19 protein-coding genes and 2 pseudogenes are annotated in these 17,914 nt (G+C 69.4%); 10 read left to right on the top strand and 11 right to left on the bottom strand.

All coding sequences use genetic code 11. The features are described from left to right. Positions 1-67: 67 nt before the first annotated feature. The 4 genes and pseudogenes from ALI22I_RS05270 to ALI22I_RS55350 all read right to left on the bottom strand — a co-directional run. Positions 68-505 (bottom strand): GH36 C-terminal domain-containing protein, encoded by a 438-nt coding sequence (locus ALI22I_RS05270; protein WP_202970696.1) that lies wholly within the window; start codon positions 503-505, stop codon positions 68-70. A gap of 388 nt (positions 506-893) precedes the next feature. Beyond that, positions 894-1,667, bottom strand: a complete 774-nt coding sequence (locus tag ALI22I_RS55360; protein WP_443216895.1) for a hypothetical protein — start codon at positions 1,665-1,667, stop codon at positions 894-896. Between the two features lie 69 nt (positions 1,668-1,736). After that, a complete protein-coding gene (locus ALI22I_RS55355; protein ID WP_443216894.1) occupies positions 1,737-2,489 on the bottom strand; it encodes an IS630 family transposase in 753 nt (250 codons plus the stop codon). A 244-nt stretch (positions 2,490-2,733) separates the two neighbouring features. Continuing rightward, positions 2,734-3,507, bottom strand: a pseudogene (locus ALI22I_RS55350) (IS3 family transposase); the annotation flags it as partial. Between the two features lie 157 nt (positions 3,508-3,664). Between ALI22I_RS55350 and ALI22I_RS05245 the strand changes: the two are divergent. Further along, on the top strand, positions 3,665-4,462 hold the full coding sequence (locus ALI22I_RS05245; protein WP_238598119.1) for a leucine-rich repeat domain-containing protein: 798 nt from the start codon (positions 3,665-3,667) through the stop codon (positions 4,460-4,462). Positions 4,463-4,634: 172 nt separating this feature from the next. Here ALI22I_RS05245 and ALI22I_RS05240 read toward each other — a convergent pair whose 3' ends face one another. Then, positions 4,635-4,871, bottom strand: coding sequence for a YraN family protein (locus ALI22I_RS05240; protein WP_083751436.1), 237 nt, complete (start codon positions 4,869-4,871; stop codon positions 4,635-4,637). 48 nt (positions 4,872-4,919) lie between these two features. Between ALI22I_RS05240 and ALI22I_RS05235 the strand changes: the two genes are divergently transcribed. From ALI22I_RS05235 to ALI22I_RS05225, 3 genes are all read left to right on the top strand, one after another. After that, positions 4,920-5,294 carry a hypothetical protein gene (locus ALI22I_RS05235; RefSeq protein ID WP_077004400.1) on the top strand — a complete coding sequence of 125 codons (375 nt, stop codon included), beginning with the start codon at positions 4,920-4,922 and terminating at the stop codon, positions 5,292-5,294. Between the two features lie 92 nt (positions 5,295-5,386). After that, entirely contained in the window at positions 5,387-6,514 is a 1,128-nt protein-coding gene (locus ALI22I_RS05230) for a sensor histidine kinase (protein ID WP_143531980.1), read from the top strand. After that, entirely contained in the window at positions 6,511-7,137 is a 627-nt protein-coding gene (locus tag ALI22I_RS05225; RefSeq protein ID WP_077004398.1) for a response regulator, read from the top strand. The genes ALI22I_RS05230 and ALI22I_RS05225 overlap by 4 nt, the downstream gene beginning before the upstream one ends. Here ALI22I_RS05225 and ALI22I_RS05220 read toward each other — a convergent pair. Next, positions 7,020-8,063: a glycosyltransferase 87 family protein gene (locus ALI22I_RS05220; RefSeq protein WP_274522752.1), complete on the bottom strand. Its 1,044-nt coding sequence runs from the start codon at positions 8,061-8,063 to the stop codon at positions 7,020-7,022. The two genes, ALI22I_RS05225 and ALI22I_RS05220, sit on opposite strands and share 118 nt — an antisense overlap. Positions 8,064-8,498: 435 nt before the next feature. Here ALI22I_RS05220 and ALI22I_RS05215 point away from each other — a divergent pair, with 435 nt between their 5' ends. Further along, positions 8,499-9,041 carry a VanZ family protein gene (locus tag ALI22I_RS05215; RefSeq protein WP_179118103.1) on the top strand — a complete coding sequence of 181 codons (543 nt, stop codon included), beginning with the start codon at positions 8,499-8,501 and terminating at the stop codon, positions 9,039-9,041. A 2-nt stretch (positions 9,042-9,043) separates the two neighbouring features. On the opposite strand, the gene ALI22I_RS50430 is transcribed toward ALI22I_RS05215, so the two are convergent. Beyond that, positions 9,044-9,496, bottom strand: a complete 453-nt coding sequence (locus ALI22I_RS50430; protein ID WP_179118102.1) for a hypothetical protein — start codon at positions 9,494-9,496, stop codon at positions 9,044-9,046. Between the two features lie 482 nt (positions 9,497-9,978). On the opposite strand from ALI22I_RS50430, the pseudogene ltrA reads away from it, so the two are divergent. Beyond that, positions 9,979-10,887, top strand: a pseudogene (ltrA, locus tag ALI22I_RS47350) (group II intron reverse transcriptase/maturase); the annotation flags it as partial. Between the two features lie 305 nt (positions 10,888-11,192). Here the strand turns inward: ltrA and ALI22I_RS05200 are convergent. After that, a complete protein-coding gene (locus ALI22I_RS05200) occupies positions 11,193-12,395 on the bottom strand; it encodes an FAD-dependent oxidoreductase (RefSeq protein WP_077004394.1) in 1,203 nt (400 codons plus the stop codon). A 108-nt stretch (positions 12,396-12,503) separates the two neighbouring features. Between ALI22I_RS05200 and ALI22I_RS05195 the strand changes: the two genes are divergently transcribed. The 3 genes from ALI22I_RS05195 to ALI22I_RS05185 all read left to right on the top strand — a co-directional run bounded on the left by ALI22I_RS05195 (position 12,504) and on the right by ALI22I_RS05185 (position 13,974). Next, positions 12,504-13,184, top strand: coding sequence for a TetR/AcrR family transcriptional regulator (locus ALI22I_RS05195; RefSeq protein ID WP_238598117.1), 681 nt, complete (start codon positions 12,504-12,506; stop codon positions 13,182-13,184). An 80-nt stretch (positions 13,185-13,264) separates the two neighbouring features. Further along, positions 13,265-13,420, top strand: coding sequence for an arsenate reductase/protein-tyrosine-phosphatase family protein (locus tag ALI22I_RS05190; RefSeq protein ID WP_202970694.1), 156 nt, complete (start codon positions 13,265-13,267; stop codon positions 13,418-13,420). 161 nt (positions 13,421-13,581) lie between these two features. Next, a complete protein-coding gene (locus tag ALI22I_RS05185) occupies positions 13,582-13,974 on the top strand; it encodes a transposase (RefSeq protein ID WP_238598116.1) in 393 nt (130 codons plus the stop codon). A 125-nt stretch (positions 13,975-14,099) separates the two neighbouring features. On the opposite strand, the gene ALI22I_RS50425 is transcribed toward ALI22I_RS05185, so the two are convergent. After that, positions 14,100-14,243: a hypothetical protein gene (locus ALI22I_RS50425; RefSeq protein ID WP_179118101.1), complete on the bottom strand. Its 144-nt coding sequence runs from the start codon at positions 14,241-14,243 to the stop codon at positions 14,100-14,102. 89 nt (positions 14,244-14,332) lie between these two features. On the opposite strand from ALI22I_RS50425, the gene ALI22I_RS05180 reads away from it, so the two are divergent. Next, complete coding sequence (locus ALI22I_RS05180) at positions 14,333-15,568, top strand: MFS transporter (RefSeq protein ID WP_238598115.1); 1,236 nt, start codon at positions 14,333-14,335, stop codon at positions 15,566-15,568. 316 nt (positions 15,569-15,884) lie between these two features. Here ALI22I_RS05180 and ALI22I_RS05175 read toward each other — a convergent pair whose 3' ends face one another. Both ALI22I_RS05175 and ALI22I_RS05170 read right to left on the bottom strand, forming a co-directional pair. Continuing rightward, on the bottom strand, positions 15,885-16,604 hold the full coding sequence (locus ALI22I_RS05175; protein WP_202970692.1) for an SDR family NAD(P)-dependent oxidoreductase: 720 nt from the start codon (positions 16,602-16,604) through the stop codon (positions 15,885-15,887). Further along, positions 16,601-17,533 carry a fumarylacetoacetate hydrolase family protein gene (locus ALI22I_RS05170; protein WP_077004389.1) on the bottom strand — a complete coding sequence of 311 codons (933 nt, stop codon included), beginning with the start codon at positions 17,531-17,533 and terminating at the stop codon, positions 16,601-16,603. The genes ALI22I_RS05175 and ALI22I_RS05170 overlap by 4 nt, the downstream gene beginning before the upstream one ends. Positions 17,534-17,914: the final 381 nt, after the last annotated feature.

The following is a 17,914-nucleotide window of genomic DNA, read 5'->3' as shown; positions in this document are numbered from 1 at the left end:
AAGGTGGGGAGCTGGAGACCCACCTCGGCGAGCAGCCGGCCTGAGAGCACGAGTGGTGCGGTGGCGCTCAGCCGGCTCGGGGCGCCCACTCGATCCGTGGTGCGCCGACGTCGTTACGCACCTGCACCGTGTAGCGGCGGTCGGGGTCGAGCCCGGGCAGCCGCAACCGGTCAGCGAGGGACTCCTCGGGCTGGGCGACCGCCGCGACGGTCCACAGGGCTTGTGATCGATCATGAGCGACGACGCCGCGCACCCGCAACGCGGGGTCGACGTCGTCGGGGTGGATCACGGTACCGCTGTGCAGGAGGTCGCGAAGCTCGCGGTAGAGCGCCCCGTACGCGCGGACCGACTTGAGCTCGGCGTCGTCGCAGCCGAGCAGGTCCCATTCGAGCCCGGCATGGCCTTGGAGGCCGACGGCGGCCCGGAAGGAAAGGTCGGTGACGCGGTGCGAGGAGTGCGCGGGGAGGGGCCGATGTGGGCGCCTGCCCCGCTGGCGCGAACACAAGGGCGTTGCCGCCCGGCACTGCGCCACTCCCACGCCAACCGATCTGCTATTCAGCCAAGTTGGAAACGGCTCATGATCGTGTTACGAGCTCATAGATCGGAAGACGGGCATGTCGGTCTCGAACGGAGCGTCGTAGGGGCCCACAACTGCTGGACGGCCGTTGCGTCGTGGGGCCAGGTCGGTCAGTTCGGGGCATGCTCGGGTGGGGAAGCCGTTGCCGCTGTCGCAGACCACGCGCAGCCTGTCGAAGGTCATCCGCTGCTTGTCGCTCCGTTTGCCGGTGGCTTGTACCGCTCGAAAAGTCGTCGTCGCTGGTAGACCAGGGCTGACACCCGCTTGAGAGCATGCTCCGGTGATCCTGTCCCTGCTGTACGAGGTGACCCGGAAGCTACTGTCCGTTCCGTCGGTGCTGCTGCGCAGCGAGGCGGCGAAAGACGCCGAACTGCTCGTGCTGCGGCACGAGAACGCGGTCCTTCGGCGGCAACTCGCAGGCCAGGTCCGTTACGAGCCCGCGGACCGGTTCTGGTTCGCGGTCCTGTCCAGGCTGCTGGACCGTCGGCGATGGCAGGGGGTCTTCCCGGTCACGCCCGGCACCCTGCTCGACCGGCACCGCAGGTTCATCGCCGGACGGTGGGACCACACCGCGCGTCGACGCACCGGACGCCCACCAACCCCGACGGCGATCAGAGCAGTCGTGCTGCGGCTTGCCGAGGAGAACCCGCGTTGGGGTCACCGACGAATCCAGGGCGAACCAGCCAGGCTCGGCCACCGCATCGCTCCCTCGACGGTCTGGCAGATTCTGCGCGCTGCGGGCGTCGACCCGGCACCACGCCGCGCCGGTCCGACGTGGCGGGAGTTCCTCACCGTCCAGGCCGAGAGCATCATCGCGGCGGACTTCCTCCACCTCGACACCGTGCTCGGCAAGCGGCTCCACGCGTTGGCGTTCCTCGAACACCACACCAGGCGCCCGCACATCACCGGCGTCACCGCCCACCCGACCCGGGAGTGGACGACGCAGCAGGCCAGGAACCTCGCCGCCGACCTCGGAGAGCGGATGGAGTCGCCGCGCTTCCTGCTCCGCGACCGCGACGGCAAGTACGGCCAGACGTTCGACACCGTCTTCCAGGCCGACGACCTGCTCCTGATCCTGGGCGAAGCCCACGCACGACAAGTCCTCAAGACCTACGAAGGCCACTACAACCGGCACCGACCCCACCAAGCCCGGGACCAACTACCACCCCAGGGTCCAGCAGCACCCCGCCGCGATAGACGACCTCGACACCCGCAGACTGCTACGCTCCCGGATCCTGGGCGGCTTCATCAACGAGTACAGACATGCCGCTTGACCAGCAGCGATGACTTTTCGAGCGGCACAGGCTGTGGCCTGTCGGGTGGCGTGGTCGATCTCGTTGGGGTCGGCGAAGCTCTGTCCGGCCAGTGCCTCGCGGCGGAACAGGCGCCACCAGGGTTCCTGGAGGTTGAGCCAGCAGGCTCCGACGGGGATGAACGCGTGTTTGATGCGGGGGTGGTCGAGCAGCCATTCGCGGGTGGACTTGCTGTTGTGGCTGGAGAGGTTGTCGGTGATCACGTGGATGTCGCCGACCGGGTTTGCCTGTTCCGGCATCTCCAGGAACCGTTGGTAGTAGAGGCTGTTGCGCGATGATGCGGTGAGGGTGACGGCCTGGCCGTCGCGCACGCGGATAGCTCCGTAGACCCAGGTCTTCTCCGGTCCGCGGGAGTAGTTCAGGGGTGCTTTGATGCGGTGTCCGTCGCCGGACCATCCGGGTGTGGGCGGGAAGGTGCGCGGTATGACGGGGCCGAGCTCGTCGGCGCAGACTACCGTCGCGTTCTCCGGCGGATCGGTGTAGAGCCCGACGATGTACGTCCTTTTGGGACGAACTCCGGAACCATCGCGCGCCGGCCGCCTGCGACACGCCGACCGCGATCCCGGCCTCCTCGGCGGTGACCCCCTTGGCGATCTCACGCCAGAACCCACGCTCGACCTCCCGCCGAAGCGACGACGCCCCCGGCGACTTCATCGCCGACCTGCCCGTCAACGCTCTCATCCAACCCGCCGACCGCCCCACCCGACACCTCCACGATCGAGGTGTTGCGACGACCGGTTGAATCCACCCTGGACACCGTGGTCGGAGTGGATCACCGTGTCCGCCGCGGCCTCGCGGTTGTGCAGGGCCATGCCGAGCGCGTTGGTCACCAACGCGCTCGGCATGGCGGCTGTCGATCGACCAGCCGACCACCTTGCGGGAGAAGGCATCCAACACCACCGCGCAGTAGACCTTGCCCTCACGAGTGCGGTGCCCGGTGATGTCGGTGATCCACAGCTGGTTCGGCGCGGTGCGGACGAAATCACGGTCGACCAGGTCGGTCGCGGTGGCGGTATCCGGTCGGGGCCGTCGATGTTTGCGGCCCGGAAGTCCTGTGATCCCAGCACGTTTCATGAGCATCTCGACCGCGCCGTGGCTCACCGTGATGCCACGGCCCAGCATCAGCTCGGCGCGCACCCGCCGGGAGCCGTAGACCCCGTTGGAGGCGGTGTGGACCTGCCTGATGAGGTCAGTGAGCCAGGCGTGTCGCACCGAGCGGGCCGACGGGGCCCGACCGCGCCAGGCGTGCAGCCCGGATTCGGATACTCCCAGGATCCGGCAGGCGGTCTGGATCGGGAGCCCGTCCTGGGCCATCGCCGCGATCGCGGCGAATCGGGCTTTTGGGCGCACCGCCTCCTTGCGCAGTTCGGTGGCACGCTGGTGGATCGCCAGTTCGGTCTCCAGTTCGGCGATCCGACGTCGGGCCGAGGCCAGTTCAGCCTTCTCCACCGAGGTCAGGCCCGGTTCCTGTCCGGCGTCGACGAGCGACTGGCGGCGCCAGGTGTAGATCGTCTGGTCGCTGATCTGCAGGTCGTGCGCGACCTGGGCGACGGTGCGGCCGGCTTTGAGCAGGTCGAGGACCTTGCTGCGGAACTCCGGCGGGTAACTCCTGGGCATGCTGACCTCTCCTGGGGGTGATCAGCATGAAGTCCAGTAACCCGACTCCGCAAAACCCAGGGCACATCAATCGCACAACGTCCTGTAATTCCGATGGGAGGACGTCGGCCCTCCGCACACACCGATGGTTGTCGATGATCATCGATATGCTCCTGCGATGACGACGGACGGGGACGCGCCGCAGTTGTTACCCAATCGGTTCGCCGACGCGGTCGGGCCCTCGTCGGGCGGGCCCGACCGGGACCGGTGCCAGTGTGTCGGCCGTTCGAGAATGACCCGGCCGGAGAGCGTCTCCTTCCACGGGGACCGGCAGGACACCACGGCAGAGGGCTGGCGGCACCTGCTGGCGCTGATCGACGAGGCGGCGGCGGACGGTCGGACGGTGTTCGCGCCGTTCACGGAGATGAGCGCTTCGGCGCGACGGCAGGTCGTCACCCTGCCGCCCACGATCGCGAAGCTGACCGCGGTGAAGCGCCTGGTCCTCTACGGCACGAACCTGGTGCGCATCCCGCCCGAGATCGGTGCGATGACCGGCCTGGAGGTGTTCGAGCCCTACACCTCGCACCGGCTGCACTGGTACCCGTACGAACTGACCAGGTGCACGCGGCTTGCCGACAGTACAGTGAGCACGCGCGTCCTGTACGGCAACTTCAAGTTCCGGCCACCGTTCCCGGCACTGCGGCCGGTGACCGGGGCCGGTCAGGCGGACTTCGCCGCGCTCGACCCGGGCGTGTGGGGCGCCGCCGCCGTGCGGACCTGCAGCGTTTGCGACGGACCGGTCGACCGCGAGCTGCGTCAGGTGTGGATCTCCCGTCGGGTTGGCACCGACGTGCTGCCGCTGCTGGTGAACGCGTGCTCCGCGACGTGCGTGGCAACGCTGCCGGAGCCGGAGCGCGGTTACGTGCCGACACCGCACACCGGAGGCCCGGACCTCGTCCAGCCTGCCGGTGGGTAGCAGCCAACGGCCGGCAACCCGGCGCGAATTCCGCACGACGACTCTGGCACACCCGGCAGGCGAAGTGCCTCCGCGTGGTACAGAAGTCGTGGCCGCGCTGTCACGACAACACACGCTCATGCCAACGAGCGGGCATTGAGCCTTTCCGGGTAACCGCATGGGCGTTGTGTGATCAACTGACCCGGCCTGCCGGCGGCCACTCGATCGAGATCACGTCGAAGCGGATCTCCACCCGGCCGATCCGGTGGGCGCTGAGCCGGCGCAGGGCCGATTTGCGGACCCGGTCGAGCTTGTCCGGTGTCACGGCTTCCAGGGGCGTGCCCTGGCTGGTGCCCGAACGGCACTTCACCTCGACCACCACCAGCCGCGCGCCGACTGGCAACCGGACAATGTTTGGAACCTGCGCCATGCCTCGGCTGTAGGAAACGGACACCGGCCTCTGCGTGAAGGGTGGGACGTGTTCGAGTCGAGGGATGACGCGCTGTACGCCCGCGTCCAGGAGCTGGAAGGCCGGGTCGAGCACCTGAGCGGCCTGCTGGGGGCGTTGCTCAACGACGAGCGCCGGTACGAGCCGCGCTTCCTGGCGGCGCTGAACACCGTCTGCCAGGCCAAGTCGTTCGGGCACGTGGCCGTGTACTTCGTCACCGGGCGGACGGCGCGGATGCGGCTGCTGGTCGGCCCGGAGAACCCGCCCACCACCAGCGTCGGCTACGGCGACCACATCAGCGGCATCGTGCGTCCCGGCGAGTTCTGGATGGCCGCCACCCACCGGCGCGGTTTGAAGGCCGGCTTCGAGTGCGTCTTCACGCCCCTGTTCCGGCCGGCGTCCTGACGCGAGCGTCGGGCGACGGAGGCTCCCGGCCTGGCCTCGGGTCGGCTGGATGACCGAAGCAGGTGGCGCGGTCAGGCCATACGGTGTCCGTCGTGGGCGGATTTCGAGGGCAGTGGGCGCTCTCCTTGGCGATTGGGCTGCTACTGGCCGTGCAGTTGCTGCGCGTGATGCGCAACGGCGGGTCGGGTCCTGTCCTGTGGGCGCTTGCGCTGGTGGCCTGCGCGGCGGCGGTGTGGGCGCACAGGCGTCATCTGCTCTGCACCGCGGTGGTGGCTTTGGCGCTGTTGGCATCCACCGTGGTGATCCGGCAGAGCGGTCTCCGGACCGAAGGGCTGTTGAGCCCGCTGACGTTGGCCGAGACGATCGCGGGCATCGTGCTGATCGCGGTGGTCGTGCGCACCGCTCCGCGACGGACTTCGGTGACCACGGTGACGGTGGTCTTCCTGGTCACCGCGCACGCGGCCTGGCTGCGGCACGGGGTGGGCTGGTTGTACAGCAAGTCCAACGTCGTCGGCTGCCTGCTGCTGGGTGTGCTCGCGGTCGGCGCGGCCCTCTACCTGAGGGCACGTGACGTCGAGCGGGAGCGGGTGATCAGCACGGCCGTGGTGGACGCGCAGCGGCAGGAGCGCATCGCGCTGGCCCGCGAACTGCACGACATCGTCGCCCACCACGTCACCGGCATGCTGGTGCAGGCGCAGGCCGCGCTGGAGGTCTCCGACGAGGACCCGGGCGTGGCGCGCCGACTGCTGCCGGGCATCGTGCACAGCGGCACGGAAGCGCTGGGCGCGATGCGCCGGCTCGTCGGCACCCTTCGGGTCGGCGGCGCGGACGACACCACCACCGACCTGCGCGCGGACCTGCTCGCGGTGGTCGAACGGTCCCGTGCCCTGGGCCTGCCGGTGAGCCTGCGCGCGGACCTGCCGCCGAGCGTGCCGCCGGAACTGGGCCGCTCGGTGCTGCGGGTGGTGCAGGAGGCGTTGACCAACGCGCACCGGCACGCCAGGAACCCCACCGCGGTCGACGTGGAGGTGTCCCGGACGCCGACCGCCCTGCGCGTCGTGGTGACCGACGACGGTGACGACGGCCCGCGCCAGGCCGGTGGCTATGGTCTGGTCGGCATGGGGGAACGCCTGGAGCTGCTCGGTGGCCGGTTCTCCGTCGGCCCGCTGGAACGGGGCTGGCAGGTGCTGGCGGAACTGCCACTGGAGGTGCGCGAGTGATCTCGGTCCTGATCGCCGACGACCAGGAGATGGTCCGCGCCGGCTTCCGGATCATCCTGGAGAAGCAGCCGGACATCACGGTGGTCGCCGATGTCGGTGACGGCGTGCAGGCCGTCACCCGTGCCCGCGAACTGCGTCCGGACGTGTGCCTGGTGGACGTGCGGATGCCCGGCCTCGACGGTCTGGAAGTCACCAGGCAGCTGGCCGGGCAGACCAAGGTCGTCGTGGTCACCACGTTCGACCTGGACGAGTACGTGCACACCGCGTTGCAGAACGGCGCGAGCGGGTTCCTCACCAAGGACGCCGGCCCGGCGTTGCTGGTCGAGGCGGTGCGGGCGGCGGCGCAGGGCAACGCCCTGATCTCGCCGCAGGTGACCGTGCGGATGCTCGCGCACTTCGCCCGGTCGACCGACAAGACCGACGTGGGACTGCTCACCGGACGTGAGAAGGACGTCGTGCGGGAGGTGGCGCGCGGGCTGACCAACCAGGAGATCGCGGCCGCGCTCTACCTGTCGCTGTCCACCGTCAAAACGCACCTGACGTCCGTGCACGGCAAGCTGGGCCTGCGCAACCGGGTCGAGATCGCGGCCTGGGCGTGGCGGACGGGCCTGGTCACGCGGTGACCGCACGGCTGTGTGCCGGGAGCGGTTCGTCCGGTGGTCCGCAGCAGCAGCCACACCAGGAAAGCCACGCCGAGCCACACGTAGCTGTTGCCCACCGCGTGCTGCCACCACTGCCAGCGCAATTCCACGTCACCGGTCCGCGGTAGCAGCCAGTGCGGTCCGACCAGGAACACCAGCCCGACCGCGACGCGCACCCCGCCGCGCAGCACCAGGAGCGCGGGCCCGATCCAGACCCAGTGGTGCGACCACGACACCGGGGAGATCAGCAGTCCGGCGGTGGCGACGGCGAGCACGGCGGTGAGGTCGTGCCGGGTGCGGGTGATCACCACCCACGTGACGGCCAGGACGAGCAGGCACAGCACGGCCCACACCGGCGTGCCCACGCCCAGCCGGAAGAGCATGCCGCGCAACGACTGGTTGCCCGTGTAGGCGAGTCCGCCGACCCGGCCGGGGTCCGGCATCGCGTGGAACCAGAAGCACGCGGAGTCCGCGGGCGCCACCGCCCAGCCGACAGCGCCCAGCGCGGCGAACGACGCCACCGCGGTTCCGGCCGCCCGACAACGGCCGCGGGCCAGGAAGAACAGCACGAAGACGGCGGGCGTGAGCTTGACCGCCGCCGCGAGGCCGACCAGCAGGCCCCTCGGCCACGGCGTACGCGGCAGCAGGCAGTCCAGCGCCACCAGTCCGATGAGGACCATGTTGACCTGGCCGAGTTCCAGCGTCCCGCGCAGCGGGTCCAGCAGGAGGAAACACGCGGCGGCGCCGAGCCCGACCGAGGGGTGGGCGGTGTGCCGAGCCGCCGTGACGCAGGCCAACGCGAACAGCACGAGCCCGCCGGCGGTCCACAGCAGCACCGTCACCGGCCACGGCGGCAACATCAGCGAGCCGAACAGCGCCGCCGCGAACGGCGGGTAGGTGAACGGCAGGCCGGACGGGCCGGGGAAGTCCTCCCCGTAGAGCCCGGGCGCCGGCGCGCCACACCTCGCCGCCGATCCGGTACACGCGCAGGTCGACGAGGGACGAGCCGGACCGGAACAGGACGTAGCCCAGGGCGATCACCGCGGACGCGAGCCAGAGCTTCCGCAGCCCCGCCGTGGTCGTGGCCCGATCCAGGAATGGGGCGTGCACGGAACCGGCCTCCAGGAAGTGGGATTTCCACCACGCTGTCAGGAGGGCGATTCCGCCGTCTCAGCCTTTTGGCCGGTGTTGCCTCGGTCGATCGGTCGGAAATGTCGGTGCGGTTCGACGGGGGTGTGGGCACATCGGTCATCCGGCCGCCGGTATCGGTCATCCGACTGATGTGGGACAGGCACTCGGCGCGCAGGGTGGTCGATGTCGGAACACCGTTGATGGAGGGTTTGATGCTTTCGTTCGGCGACCTGTCCGAGACGGTCGACCGGCTGCTGGCCAGGCCGTTCGTGCTGCCGGGCCTGCTGTTGGCCTGCGTGGTGTTCGGTGTGCTCGCGCACTTCGTCGCGCGTAGGTACGGCTGGTACCGCGTGCCGGCGGTGCTGGCCGCGCTGAGCGCCGCACTGGTGTTCGCGGTCACCCTCTCCCGCAGCAGGCCGGACTGGTCCTCGATGCCGGGCGTGATCGTGCAGGAGGAGCCGTTCTGCTACGTCAACGGTTTCTCGGCGTACGGCAATTTCGAAATGCTGAACATCCTGATGTTCGTGCCGTTCGTTTTCTTCGCCATCCTGGCCACTCGTCGTCCGTTCGTCGTGCTGGGTATCGCGGTCGCGACGAGCGCCGGGATCGAACTCGTCCAGACGCTCACCGGCCAAGGCGTGTGCGAGACCCAGGACTTCCTCAACAACACCGTGGGGATCGTCGCGGCCACGGCCGTCACCGCGTTGGTCTGCAAGCTCCTGCCGGCACAGCGGCGGTCCCAGCCCACAGCGTGAGGTCAGCCGTGGAGCGCGGCCAGGACCTGGTCCGCCAGGTGGGCGGGGGTGTGCCGGTCCGACCTGAGGACGAGGGTGTCCGGGGGCAGGCCGGCTCGGGCGGCCAGGCAGCGGTCGACGTTGCGGAGGCGGAAGGCTCGGGCGTTGGCGTCGACCTGCGGGTCGTCGTCGAGGACCTGGGTGTCGATGCGGCGGCGCAGCTCCTCGGCGGCCAGGTCGAGGAAGACGTGCAGGACGGGGACGTCCGCTGCGGCGAGGAGCTTGAAGGACCTCGTCGCGGTAGTCGGTGTCGAGCTGCTGGTGCTGCGGTAGAGGTAGCCGTGTCGCGGCGCGCCAACCCATGCCTGCGGCTGGACTGGGTCGATCGTGCGGTGCTCGCCGCGTTGGTGCGCCGACTGCCACGGCTGCCGCGCGAGCACCGACTGGTGCCGGGTGTCGCCGACCGGTGCTCCCATAGCAGGTTGGGTAGTCGCCGCGCCGGTACGGCGAGCACCGCGCGATCGGCCCACTCCAGCCGCGGGCGAGGAGTGGTCCGGCGCAGCACGGCGACCTCGTGTCGTAGCACCGGCAGTTCGACGTCCTTGGCCGCGGAGGACCGACCGAGGAGCATCAGCCGGCCACCGAGTCGGATGAAGATCAGGTACAGCAGTCGTAACGCCACACCTCGCGATCATGCCCTGAAGGCCAAGCGTGCAGGATCGCCGCAGGTCAGCGTCCCAGTGCAGAGTTCTGGCACCCCACAGGAATCCTCGCCTGAGGTTGGGTGGGGTGGAGGGAGTTCCTCAAGCGGCGGAAACCGTGAGAGGCAGAGTACCGGTCCAGGTCACAGGGGCGGACCGTCCCGTAGTAGTGATGAAGCCCCGGTAATCGGGGTGGAGCGAAGGGGACGGGCCATCCGGTCTCGGTCGCGGGTCAACCACGGTAGTGGGAGGAGCCGGTGAGTGAGACAAGGTCGAAACCGTTTGATATTCCCAAGAAGTTGGTGTGGGAGGCGTATCAGAAGGTCGCGGCGAACAAGGGGGCGGCGGGAGTCGACGGCGAGTCGATCCAGCAGTTCGAGGCGGACCTGAAAGGCAACCTCTTCAAGCTGTGGAACCGGTTGTCGTCAGGCAGTTACTTCCCGCCGCCGGTGCGCGCGGTGGAGATCCCCAAGCCTGGCAAGTCAAACGAAGTCAGGACGCTCGGGGTGCCCACCGTGGCCGACCGGATTGCGCAGACTGTGGCGTGCATGGTGTTGGAACCTGTGGTGGAGCCGCTGTTCCACACGGATTCCTTCGGGTATCGGCCGGGCCGGTCGGCGCATGACGCGGTGGCTGTGGCCCGGAAACGGTGCTGGGAGAACGATTGGGTGGTCGATATGGACATCCGGGCGTTCTTCGACACCATCGACCATGGTCTGTTGATGCGTGCGATCGAGCGTCACACCAGCCTTCCGTGGGTGTTGTTGTATGTGCGCCGGTGGCTGGTGGCGCCGGTCCAACGCGCGGACGGAACGTTGGTGAGCCGGGATCGGGGCAGCCCGCAGGGCTCGTCGATCTCGCCCTTGCTGGCCAACCTCTTCATGCATTACGCGTTCGACATGTGGATGGCCCGGAACTATCCGAGAGTCCCGTTCGAACGGTACTGCGATGACGTGGTGGTGCACTGCCGCAGCAAAGCCCAGGCGGAGCTGGTCCGGGCCAGGAGCTCTGCCCGGCTGGCCGAGTGTGGGCTGGAGCTGCACCCGGTCAAGACCCGGCTGGTGTACTGCAAGGACGTCAAACGCGCGGGCTCGCATGAGCACGAGCAGTTCACGTTCCTGGGGCACACCTTCCGGCCCAGGCTGGCCAAGAGCAAGCACGGCGACTTCTTGTACATGTCGTATTTGTCACACATGAACCTGGTGCAGACAGGAGTTGTCACAAGATCGGGTGACGTCGGTGTTGCGCATCGATTTATCGACGGCGCTCCGACTGTGACGGCAGCGGTGTTGCGCGTGGACGCGCGGCGCTCGGCGGCGCGCAGGAACTTCTTACGCTCCAAAGGGTTCAGGGCGCGTGGTGTCCGGCGGGGCTGGCGTTGCCGGTCGGCGACCGGGCGCTCTGATCGCCGGTGGCTTGGTCGTACTGATGACACTGCTCCGGCGCGGGCACTCGCCGGTGCCCAGCGCGCTCAGTCCGTTATGAGGGACAGTTGCTTGTTGATCTCCTTGGGGTTGGTGTCGCCGGCGACCATCTGCAGGAAGGGGGTGTGGTCGAACACCAGGTCGCGAAGCGGCCGTAGCAGAGCCGGGGTGTGGTGGAAGATCTTGCCGAGCATCCAGGCTTGCTGGACCTGGCGGGCGGTATGCGGCTTGCGAGGGTCCTCATACGCCTGCAGTGCGGCGCGGACGACCGCCAGGTCTGTGAGGTCGACACCGCGCAGGACCGTGCCGAGGAAGTAGCCGTCCTCGATCGACATGCCGGCGCCATAGGCGGCGTATGGCGAGGTTGGGTGGGCGGCATCGCCGACGAGGGTGACCCGCCCCTTGCTCCACTGCTTCAGCCGCGGGCGGTCGCGCAGCACCCAGCGCTGCACGTTCGCGGGGTCGGTCGCGTCGATCAACCCGGGAAGCGGGGCGGGGAATTCGGCAGCGAGCGCAGCGGCGGCGGCTCTGAGGTCGACCGGCGCGGGGGCGTCGGGGTCGGTAGCGGTGAGCATCCACCATTGGTGGCCGTCGCGGCCCTTGTGCCGGATCGAGGTCCAACTGCCCTGGACCGTCGCGCTGTGGGTGAGGACCGACATATTCGGCTGGGTGCCGGGAACGTCGGTGAAGGTGAAGCCGCCGAAGACATGCAGCCGGTGTTCCCGCTTGGGAGCGTCGCCCCACAGCGTGCGGCGGACCAGCGAGTCGATGCCGTCGGCGCCGACCAGCAGGTCGTGCTCGGCGGTGCTGCCGTCGGCGAAGTACAGGGTCACCGCTCGGTCGTCCTGTTCGATGCGCTCGACGCGTTGGTTGAATCGCAGGACGTTCTGGGGGACGGCGGCGAGCATCCGCTCATACAGCTCTGGGCGCAGCAGGCCGATGAAGCCGCCGCCGTAGGCCCGCTTGACCTGCGCGTCGAGCTTGACGTGCGCGCGGACCTTACCGCGGAGATTGCGGAACTCGGTATCGGTGGGGGCGCCGAGGTCGTCGGTGTCAACCCCCAGGCAATGCAGCGCCTTCAGCGGCGGGGGCCAGAGGTTGAGGATGTTGCCAGCCGGGCGGGCCTCCCGGTAGCGCTCGTAGACGACGACCTCGTGGCCGGCCTTCGCGATGCCGAGGGCGGCGGCCATGCCGGCGGGCCCGGCGCCGAGAACGGCAACCCGGCCGGGTGGGGTTGGGGTGGAGGACATACGGCACCTCGTGAGGTTAAAACAGTAGCGAGCGCTACTGTTAGCGTGGAACGCTAGCGACCGTTACAGTTTTGTCAAGCCTCGAGCCGGTAACGATGGAGGATGGGCGTGGCAGACATCGCCACCGATGACTTTGAGGTCCGGCCGCCGAAACAGCGCCGCAGCCGCGAGGCCTGGAACCGGGTGCTCGACGCAGGGGTGATGCTCCTGGAGGACGGCGGCTACGAGGCGTTCACGATCGCGGCCGTGTGCGATCGGGCGGGGGTCGCCCCTCCTGCCATCTACGCCCGTACGAGCACGAAGGACGCCCTCTTCCTGGCGGTCTACGAGCACGGCATCGCGCGCCTGCGCGCCGAGCACGCGGTCTTCGCCGACGTGGACCGCTGGGCCGGACTGGAGCCGGCCGAGCTCGTGCGCTCTGCCGTAGCGGAGATGGTCGGCATCTCGCTGCGTCACACACGGTTCCTCCGGGCCATCGTCCTCACCTCGGCCGCGCACCCCGAGGTCCGGCGGCGCGGCTCCCGTTACAGCCGGGAACTGGGGGAGAGATTCGCGAAGGTCCTGCGCGCCCTAGCGGGCACGATCACGCACGACGCCCCGGAAGCCGCGATCCGGTCCTGCTTCGACACCCTCTTCGCCGCCTCGATGATCCGGGTCGCATATGGCCCCGCGTTTGCCACACCTGTTCCGGTTGACGACCAGCGGTTCGTCTTCGACATGGGGGAAACGGCGGTGCGCTACCTGCTGGGTGGCCAGTACGCCCCCTCTGGCAGCACGTTGCCCCGTTAGGCAGCCTTGCCAGCGGCGCTCTTCGGACGATCGTGGGCCTATGCAGGCCCTGATCCACGAACGCGTCCGCTGCACCGTCCGTGCTGTTCGTCTGCGTCCCCAACGCAGGTCGCTCCCAGATGGCCGCCGCTTTCCTCACCCACCTGGCCGGCGACCCGATCCTGGTCCGCTCCGCCGACTCCGCCCTGGCCGACCAACTCCCGCGGACATCGACAACAGCGAAGGCCCAGTGGTGACAGTTGTCCCTGGCAAGTGACAGGTATCGCTTGCAGTCACACGGGGGCATCAAGTTGATCACGCAATCAGCGCCAGATCCACTTTCAAAGAGCGCCGTCACCTCGGCACCACCACGAATCCGGACGGCCCCTGGACCACGCAACAAGCCCGCAACCTACTGATGGACCTCGGCGACCGGGCAGACGACTTCCGGTTCCTCATCCGCGACCGGGCCGGGCGGTTCACCGCCCTGTTCGACGCGGTCTTCTCCGGCGCGGGCATCCAGGTCGTGAAGATCCCACCACGGTGCCCACGAGCCAACTGCTACGCCGAACGCTTCGTCGGCACCATCCGACGCGAAGCCACCGACCGACTGCTCATCCTCAACGAACACCACCTGCGAGCGGTCCTGAACCGCTACGCAGCCCACTACAACCACCGCCGACCCCACCAAGCTCTACAACTCACACCACCACGACCAGACCGGCCGATCGCAGAGCCGCGCTGCACGTCGACACGTCGCCGACCAGTCCTCGGCGGCCTGATCAACGAGTATGAACCCGCGGCAGCCTGAAGCGCAGGTCAGATGGTGTGGCCGACTTCTGACACCCCACAGGTTCCGGGGCCGCCCGGCACCCAAACCGAGGAAGTTACGACGCCGGTTTATCTACCACCTTTGAGGAACGCAGCACTAGCACGTTAGGGATCGGCGTCGACACGGTGGTGCGGACCGTCGCGCCGGACCGCGTCGCGCACCTCGTCACCGAAAACCGCGCCCCGGTCGCCGAACTCGACCGCCTCCGAGGAGTCGGGATCGTCGTGCACGTCGCCGAGGTCTCGCATCGACGGCGGTGATGCCCGGTATAGGGAGGATTGCGTTCCTGGACGGGTCGGTGGCTGTTCGAATTGTGACGACCGGCACAGGACCCCAGGTGAGGATCGCCATGATGAAGAACGACACCGCTGTCGTCGTAGCGGAGGCGCCAAGGACGCGGCAGGCAGGCGTGACCCAACTCGTGCTGCTGCTGGCGGGCAGCTGCATGGCCGTCCTCGGGTCGGTGCTGATCGCGCCGGTCCTGCCGCAGATGACTGCGGAGTTCGCGGACACACCCGGCGTCGACCTGCTGGTGCCCGTGGCCCTCACCGTGCCTGCGCTGATGATCGGCCTGGCCGCGCCGTTCGCCGGGCTCGTTGTGGACGCGGTCGACCGCAAGCGGCTGCTGCTGGTCGGCATGGTGCTCTACGCGGTGCTGGGCACGGCGCCGCTGTACCTGGACTCGCTCGGCGCGATCGTCGCGACGCGGGTGGGGGTCGGGCTGTGCGAGGCGGCGATCATGACCTGCTGCACGACGCTGATCGGCGACTACTGGTCCGGCGCCCGGCGCAGTCGCTACCTCGGGTTGCAGACGCTGGTGGCGGCGGTGGCCGCGACAGTGTTCTTCGCCGTCGGCGGACTGCTGGGCGCTTCGGGGTGGCGGACCCCGTTCTGGCTGTACGCGGTGGCCCTGGTGATCGTCGTGCCGATGGCGTTCCTGCTGTGGCAGCCCGCGCGTCCCGCAGGCGTGCGCCGGAGGTTGGAGCCGCTGCCGTGGCGCGTGCTGGCCGGGCCGTGCGCCGTGTCGTTCCTCGGCGGTGTCTGGTTCTACACGCTGATCGTGGAACTGTCGTTCGTGCTGACCGGGCTTGGCATCGGCGATCCGGGGACCATCGGTGCGGTGTCGGCGGGCATGTCGTTGGCCACGGCGGCGGGCGCGGTCCTCTTCGGACGGACGGCCGGGCGTGGGCCGCGGGTGCTGCTACCGGTCGAGTTCGTGCTGACGGCTGCGGGAATGGGTCTGGTCGCGGTGGCCGGGTCGCTGCCCGTCGTTGCGGTCGGGGCGGTGCTCACCGGGCTGGGCACGGGCATGCTGCTGCCGACGCTGCTGACGTGGGCGATGAACCGGCTCGACTTCGGTCAGCGCGGCCGCGGCACTGGTATCTGGACCGGGTCGCTGTTCATCGGGCAGTTCCTGTGCCCGCTGCTGATCGCCGCGGTGGCGGCGCTCACCGGTGGACTCCAAGCCTCGATCGGGGTGCTGGGTGTCGCGGCGGCGGTGATGGCCGTGGTCACGTTCCTGGCGTTGCGGGGGAACGACGAGGCGCTGGACGCCGAAGCGCCCCAGGCCTGACGAAGGCCCCGGCGCCGACCTCGGTGTTCGGCGCCGGGGAGCACGGCGGACCAGCCGCCTCGCCGACGCGGACCAACGGACGTGCCGGGCGATCCGTCGTATCGGGGTGGTCGGCGGCGAACAGGTCCGATCGCCCGCACGCCGTGCGCCGCGCTCTCCGCGGCCAGGCGTGCCGACGGCGAGGTGGACGACATCCGGTTCGTGGCGCAGCATGAACGACCACTCCGCAGGCCCCAGCGCGGAGATGAAAGACAGGCGGGTGGCGCCGGCGTTGGCGTAGAACACGGCGCCGCTGCTCAGCGCGATCTTGCCTTGGTCACCGGGCGACCGCGTCCGAGATGGACTTGACCCCGCCGTGGGCGGTCATCCCGCCGTCCACGGCGATCTCGGCGCCGCTGATGAACGACGCGCCGTCGCCCAACAGGAACACCACCAGCGGCGCGACCTCGTCGACCGTTCCGATGCGGCCCAAGGGAGTCTCGGCGATGTTCGCGGCGCGGAACGCGGGGCTCGCGGACCCGGTCATCGGCGTCTCGATGTAGCCGGGGTGCACGGCGTTGACCCGGATGCCGCGCGGGCCGAGTTCCAGGCACGCGGCCTTCGTCAGGCCGCGCAGGGCCCACTTGCTGGTCGTGTAGGCCAGCGGGTAGTGGCCGGTGAGGGCGGCGACCGAGCCGACGTTGACGATCGAGGCGCCCGCGCCCATCAGCGGGGCGAGGTGCTGGATGCCGAGCAGCGGACCGACCAGGTTGACGTCGAGCACGCGGTGCAGGTCCGCGGGCGCCAGGTCGGCCAGGCGCGCCCGCCAGGTGATGCCCGCGTTGTTGACCAGGCCGTGCACGTGTCCGTGCGTCGCCGCCAGTTCCGCGGCCAGGTCGGCCCACGCGCCCGCGTCGGTCACGTCCAGGTGGTGGCACGGGCCTTCGACGTCGAGCGCCCACACGATCGCGCCCGCTTCGGCGAGCGCCCGCGCCTGCGCCGCTCCCTGGCCGCGGCCCGCTCCCGTGACGACGACGACGCGACCCGCGAGGGTCACGATCGCGCCCGCGTGCGGACCCTGGCGGGCGTGACGGGGGCGGCGTCGTGCCCCGCTACCACACGGTTCTCGATCGTGCCGATGCCCTCCACGGTCATCGTCACGACGTCACCGGGCACCAGCGGGTTCTGGGCGGCTCCCCGGCCCCACAGCTCGGCGAGGCAGCCGCCGTTCCCGCACGTCCCGGAGCCCAGCACGTCGCCGGGACGCACGGACGTGCCGCGCGAGGCGTAGGAGACGAGTTCCTCGAACGACCAGCCCATGTTGGACAGCAGGTCGCGGCCGACCTCGACGCCGTTGACGGCCACCGCCATCGACAGCGCCAGGAAGCCGTCGGCGTCGCGGTGCGGCTCCAGTTCGTCTGCGGTGACCAGCACGGGGCCCAGGGTGGACGCGAAGTCCTTGCCCTTTGCCGGGCCGAGCAGCACCTTCATCTCCCGGCGTTGCAGGTCGCGCGCGGACCAGTCGTTCAAGATCGTGTAGCCCGCGATGTGCGACCGGGCCTGCTCGGGTGTCAGGTCCGAGCCCGCGGCGCCGATCACCGCCGCGACCTCCAGTTCGAAGTCGAGCAGCGCGCACCCCGGCGGCACGGCGACGTCGTCGTGCGCGCCGACCAGGGAGTGCGGATTGGTGAAGTAGAACGTCGGGGCCTGGTACCACTCGGGGACGACCTCGCCCGCGATGCCCTCGACGTGCTCCTCGAACGTCACGAAGTCCCGCACGGTCGGCGCCTGCACCGGCGGCAGCAGGCGCAGTCCGGCCAACGGCACGGTGTCGCCCGCCGCGAGTGCCGCAGCGCCCGCGTCGAGCAGGCCGTTGGCGCGCAACAGGTCCAGCACCGTGGTGCCGGGCGGCAGCCGGTGCAGGCGGTCGCCTTCGACGACACCGCAGCGGGTGCCGCCGTCCTCCTCGACGGTCGCGAAGCGCATCGGGTTCCCTAAGGTTGATGTTGTTCGGGGTTGGTGCCCCGGATGCCCAGGGCGATGGGGTGTGGCTGATCGGGTGTCTGCCGCGCGGTGGCTCGAAAGGAATGGCCGCCCCGTCGTTCTGGACGCCCTGGCCACTGATTCAGATCTAATAGGTGCTGGATCGGTTGGCGGTGCCGCTCGGGAGGGCCTGGAGCGGCTGGTCGATGCCTGTGATTCAGACGGCTCGGTGGACGCCTGTTATTGAGACGGCTCTGTGAAGCCCTGCGCACAGACTGGCGCGGGTCGTTGCGGTGCCTTGTCGTTCGGTTCCGCCGACCGGTCCCTTGTGGAGGGTGGCTGCGGCGAGCATGGCCGTCCTGGTGATGATCGTCGTGGTTCGAG

It is taken from the genome of Saccharothrix sp. ALI-22-I (assembly GCF_001984175.1).
Classification (GTDB): domain Bacteria; phylum Actinomycetota; class Actinomycetes; order Mycobacteriales; family Pseudonocardiaceae; genus Actinosynnema.
Note: the sequence above shows the minus strand (reverse complement) of the source record. Positions and strands in the feature narration are given on the sequence as shown.

Coding starts and splice junctions, on each gene's coding strand:
- ALI22I_RS05245 (WP_238598119.1), top strand. CDS start 3,665: ATGACGACGGACGGGGACGCGCCGCAGTTGTTACCCAATCGGTTCGCC.
- ALI22I_RS05240 (WP_083751436.1), bottom strand. CDS start 4,871: ATGGCGCAGGTTCCAAACATTGTCCGGTTGCCAGTCGGCGCGCGGCTG.
- ALI22I_RS05215 (WP_179118103.1), top strand. CDS start 8,499: ATGCTTTCGTTCGGCGACCTGTCCGAGACGGTCGACCGGCTGCTGGCC.
- ALI22I_RS50430 (WP_179118102.1), bottom strand. CDS start 9,496: ATGGGAGCACCGGTCGGCGACACCCGGCACCAGTCGGTGCTCGCGCGG.
- ALI22I_RS05200 (WP_077004394.1), bottom strand. CDS start 12,395: ATGTCCTCCACCCCAACCCCACCCGGCCGGGTTGCCGTTCTCGGCGCC.
- ALI22I_RS05185 (WP_238598116.1), top strand. CDS start 13,582: ATGGACCTCGGCGACCGGGCAGACGACTTCCGGTTCCTCATCCGCGAC.
- ALI22I_RS50425 (WP_179118101.1), bottom strand. CDS start 14,243: ATGCGAGACCTCGGCGACGTGCACGACGATCCCGACTCCTCGGAGGCG.
- ALI22I_RS05170 (WP_077004389.1), bottom strand. CDS start 17,533: ATGCGCTTCGCGACCGTCGAGGAGGACGGCGGCACCCGCTGCGGTGTC.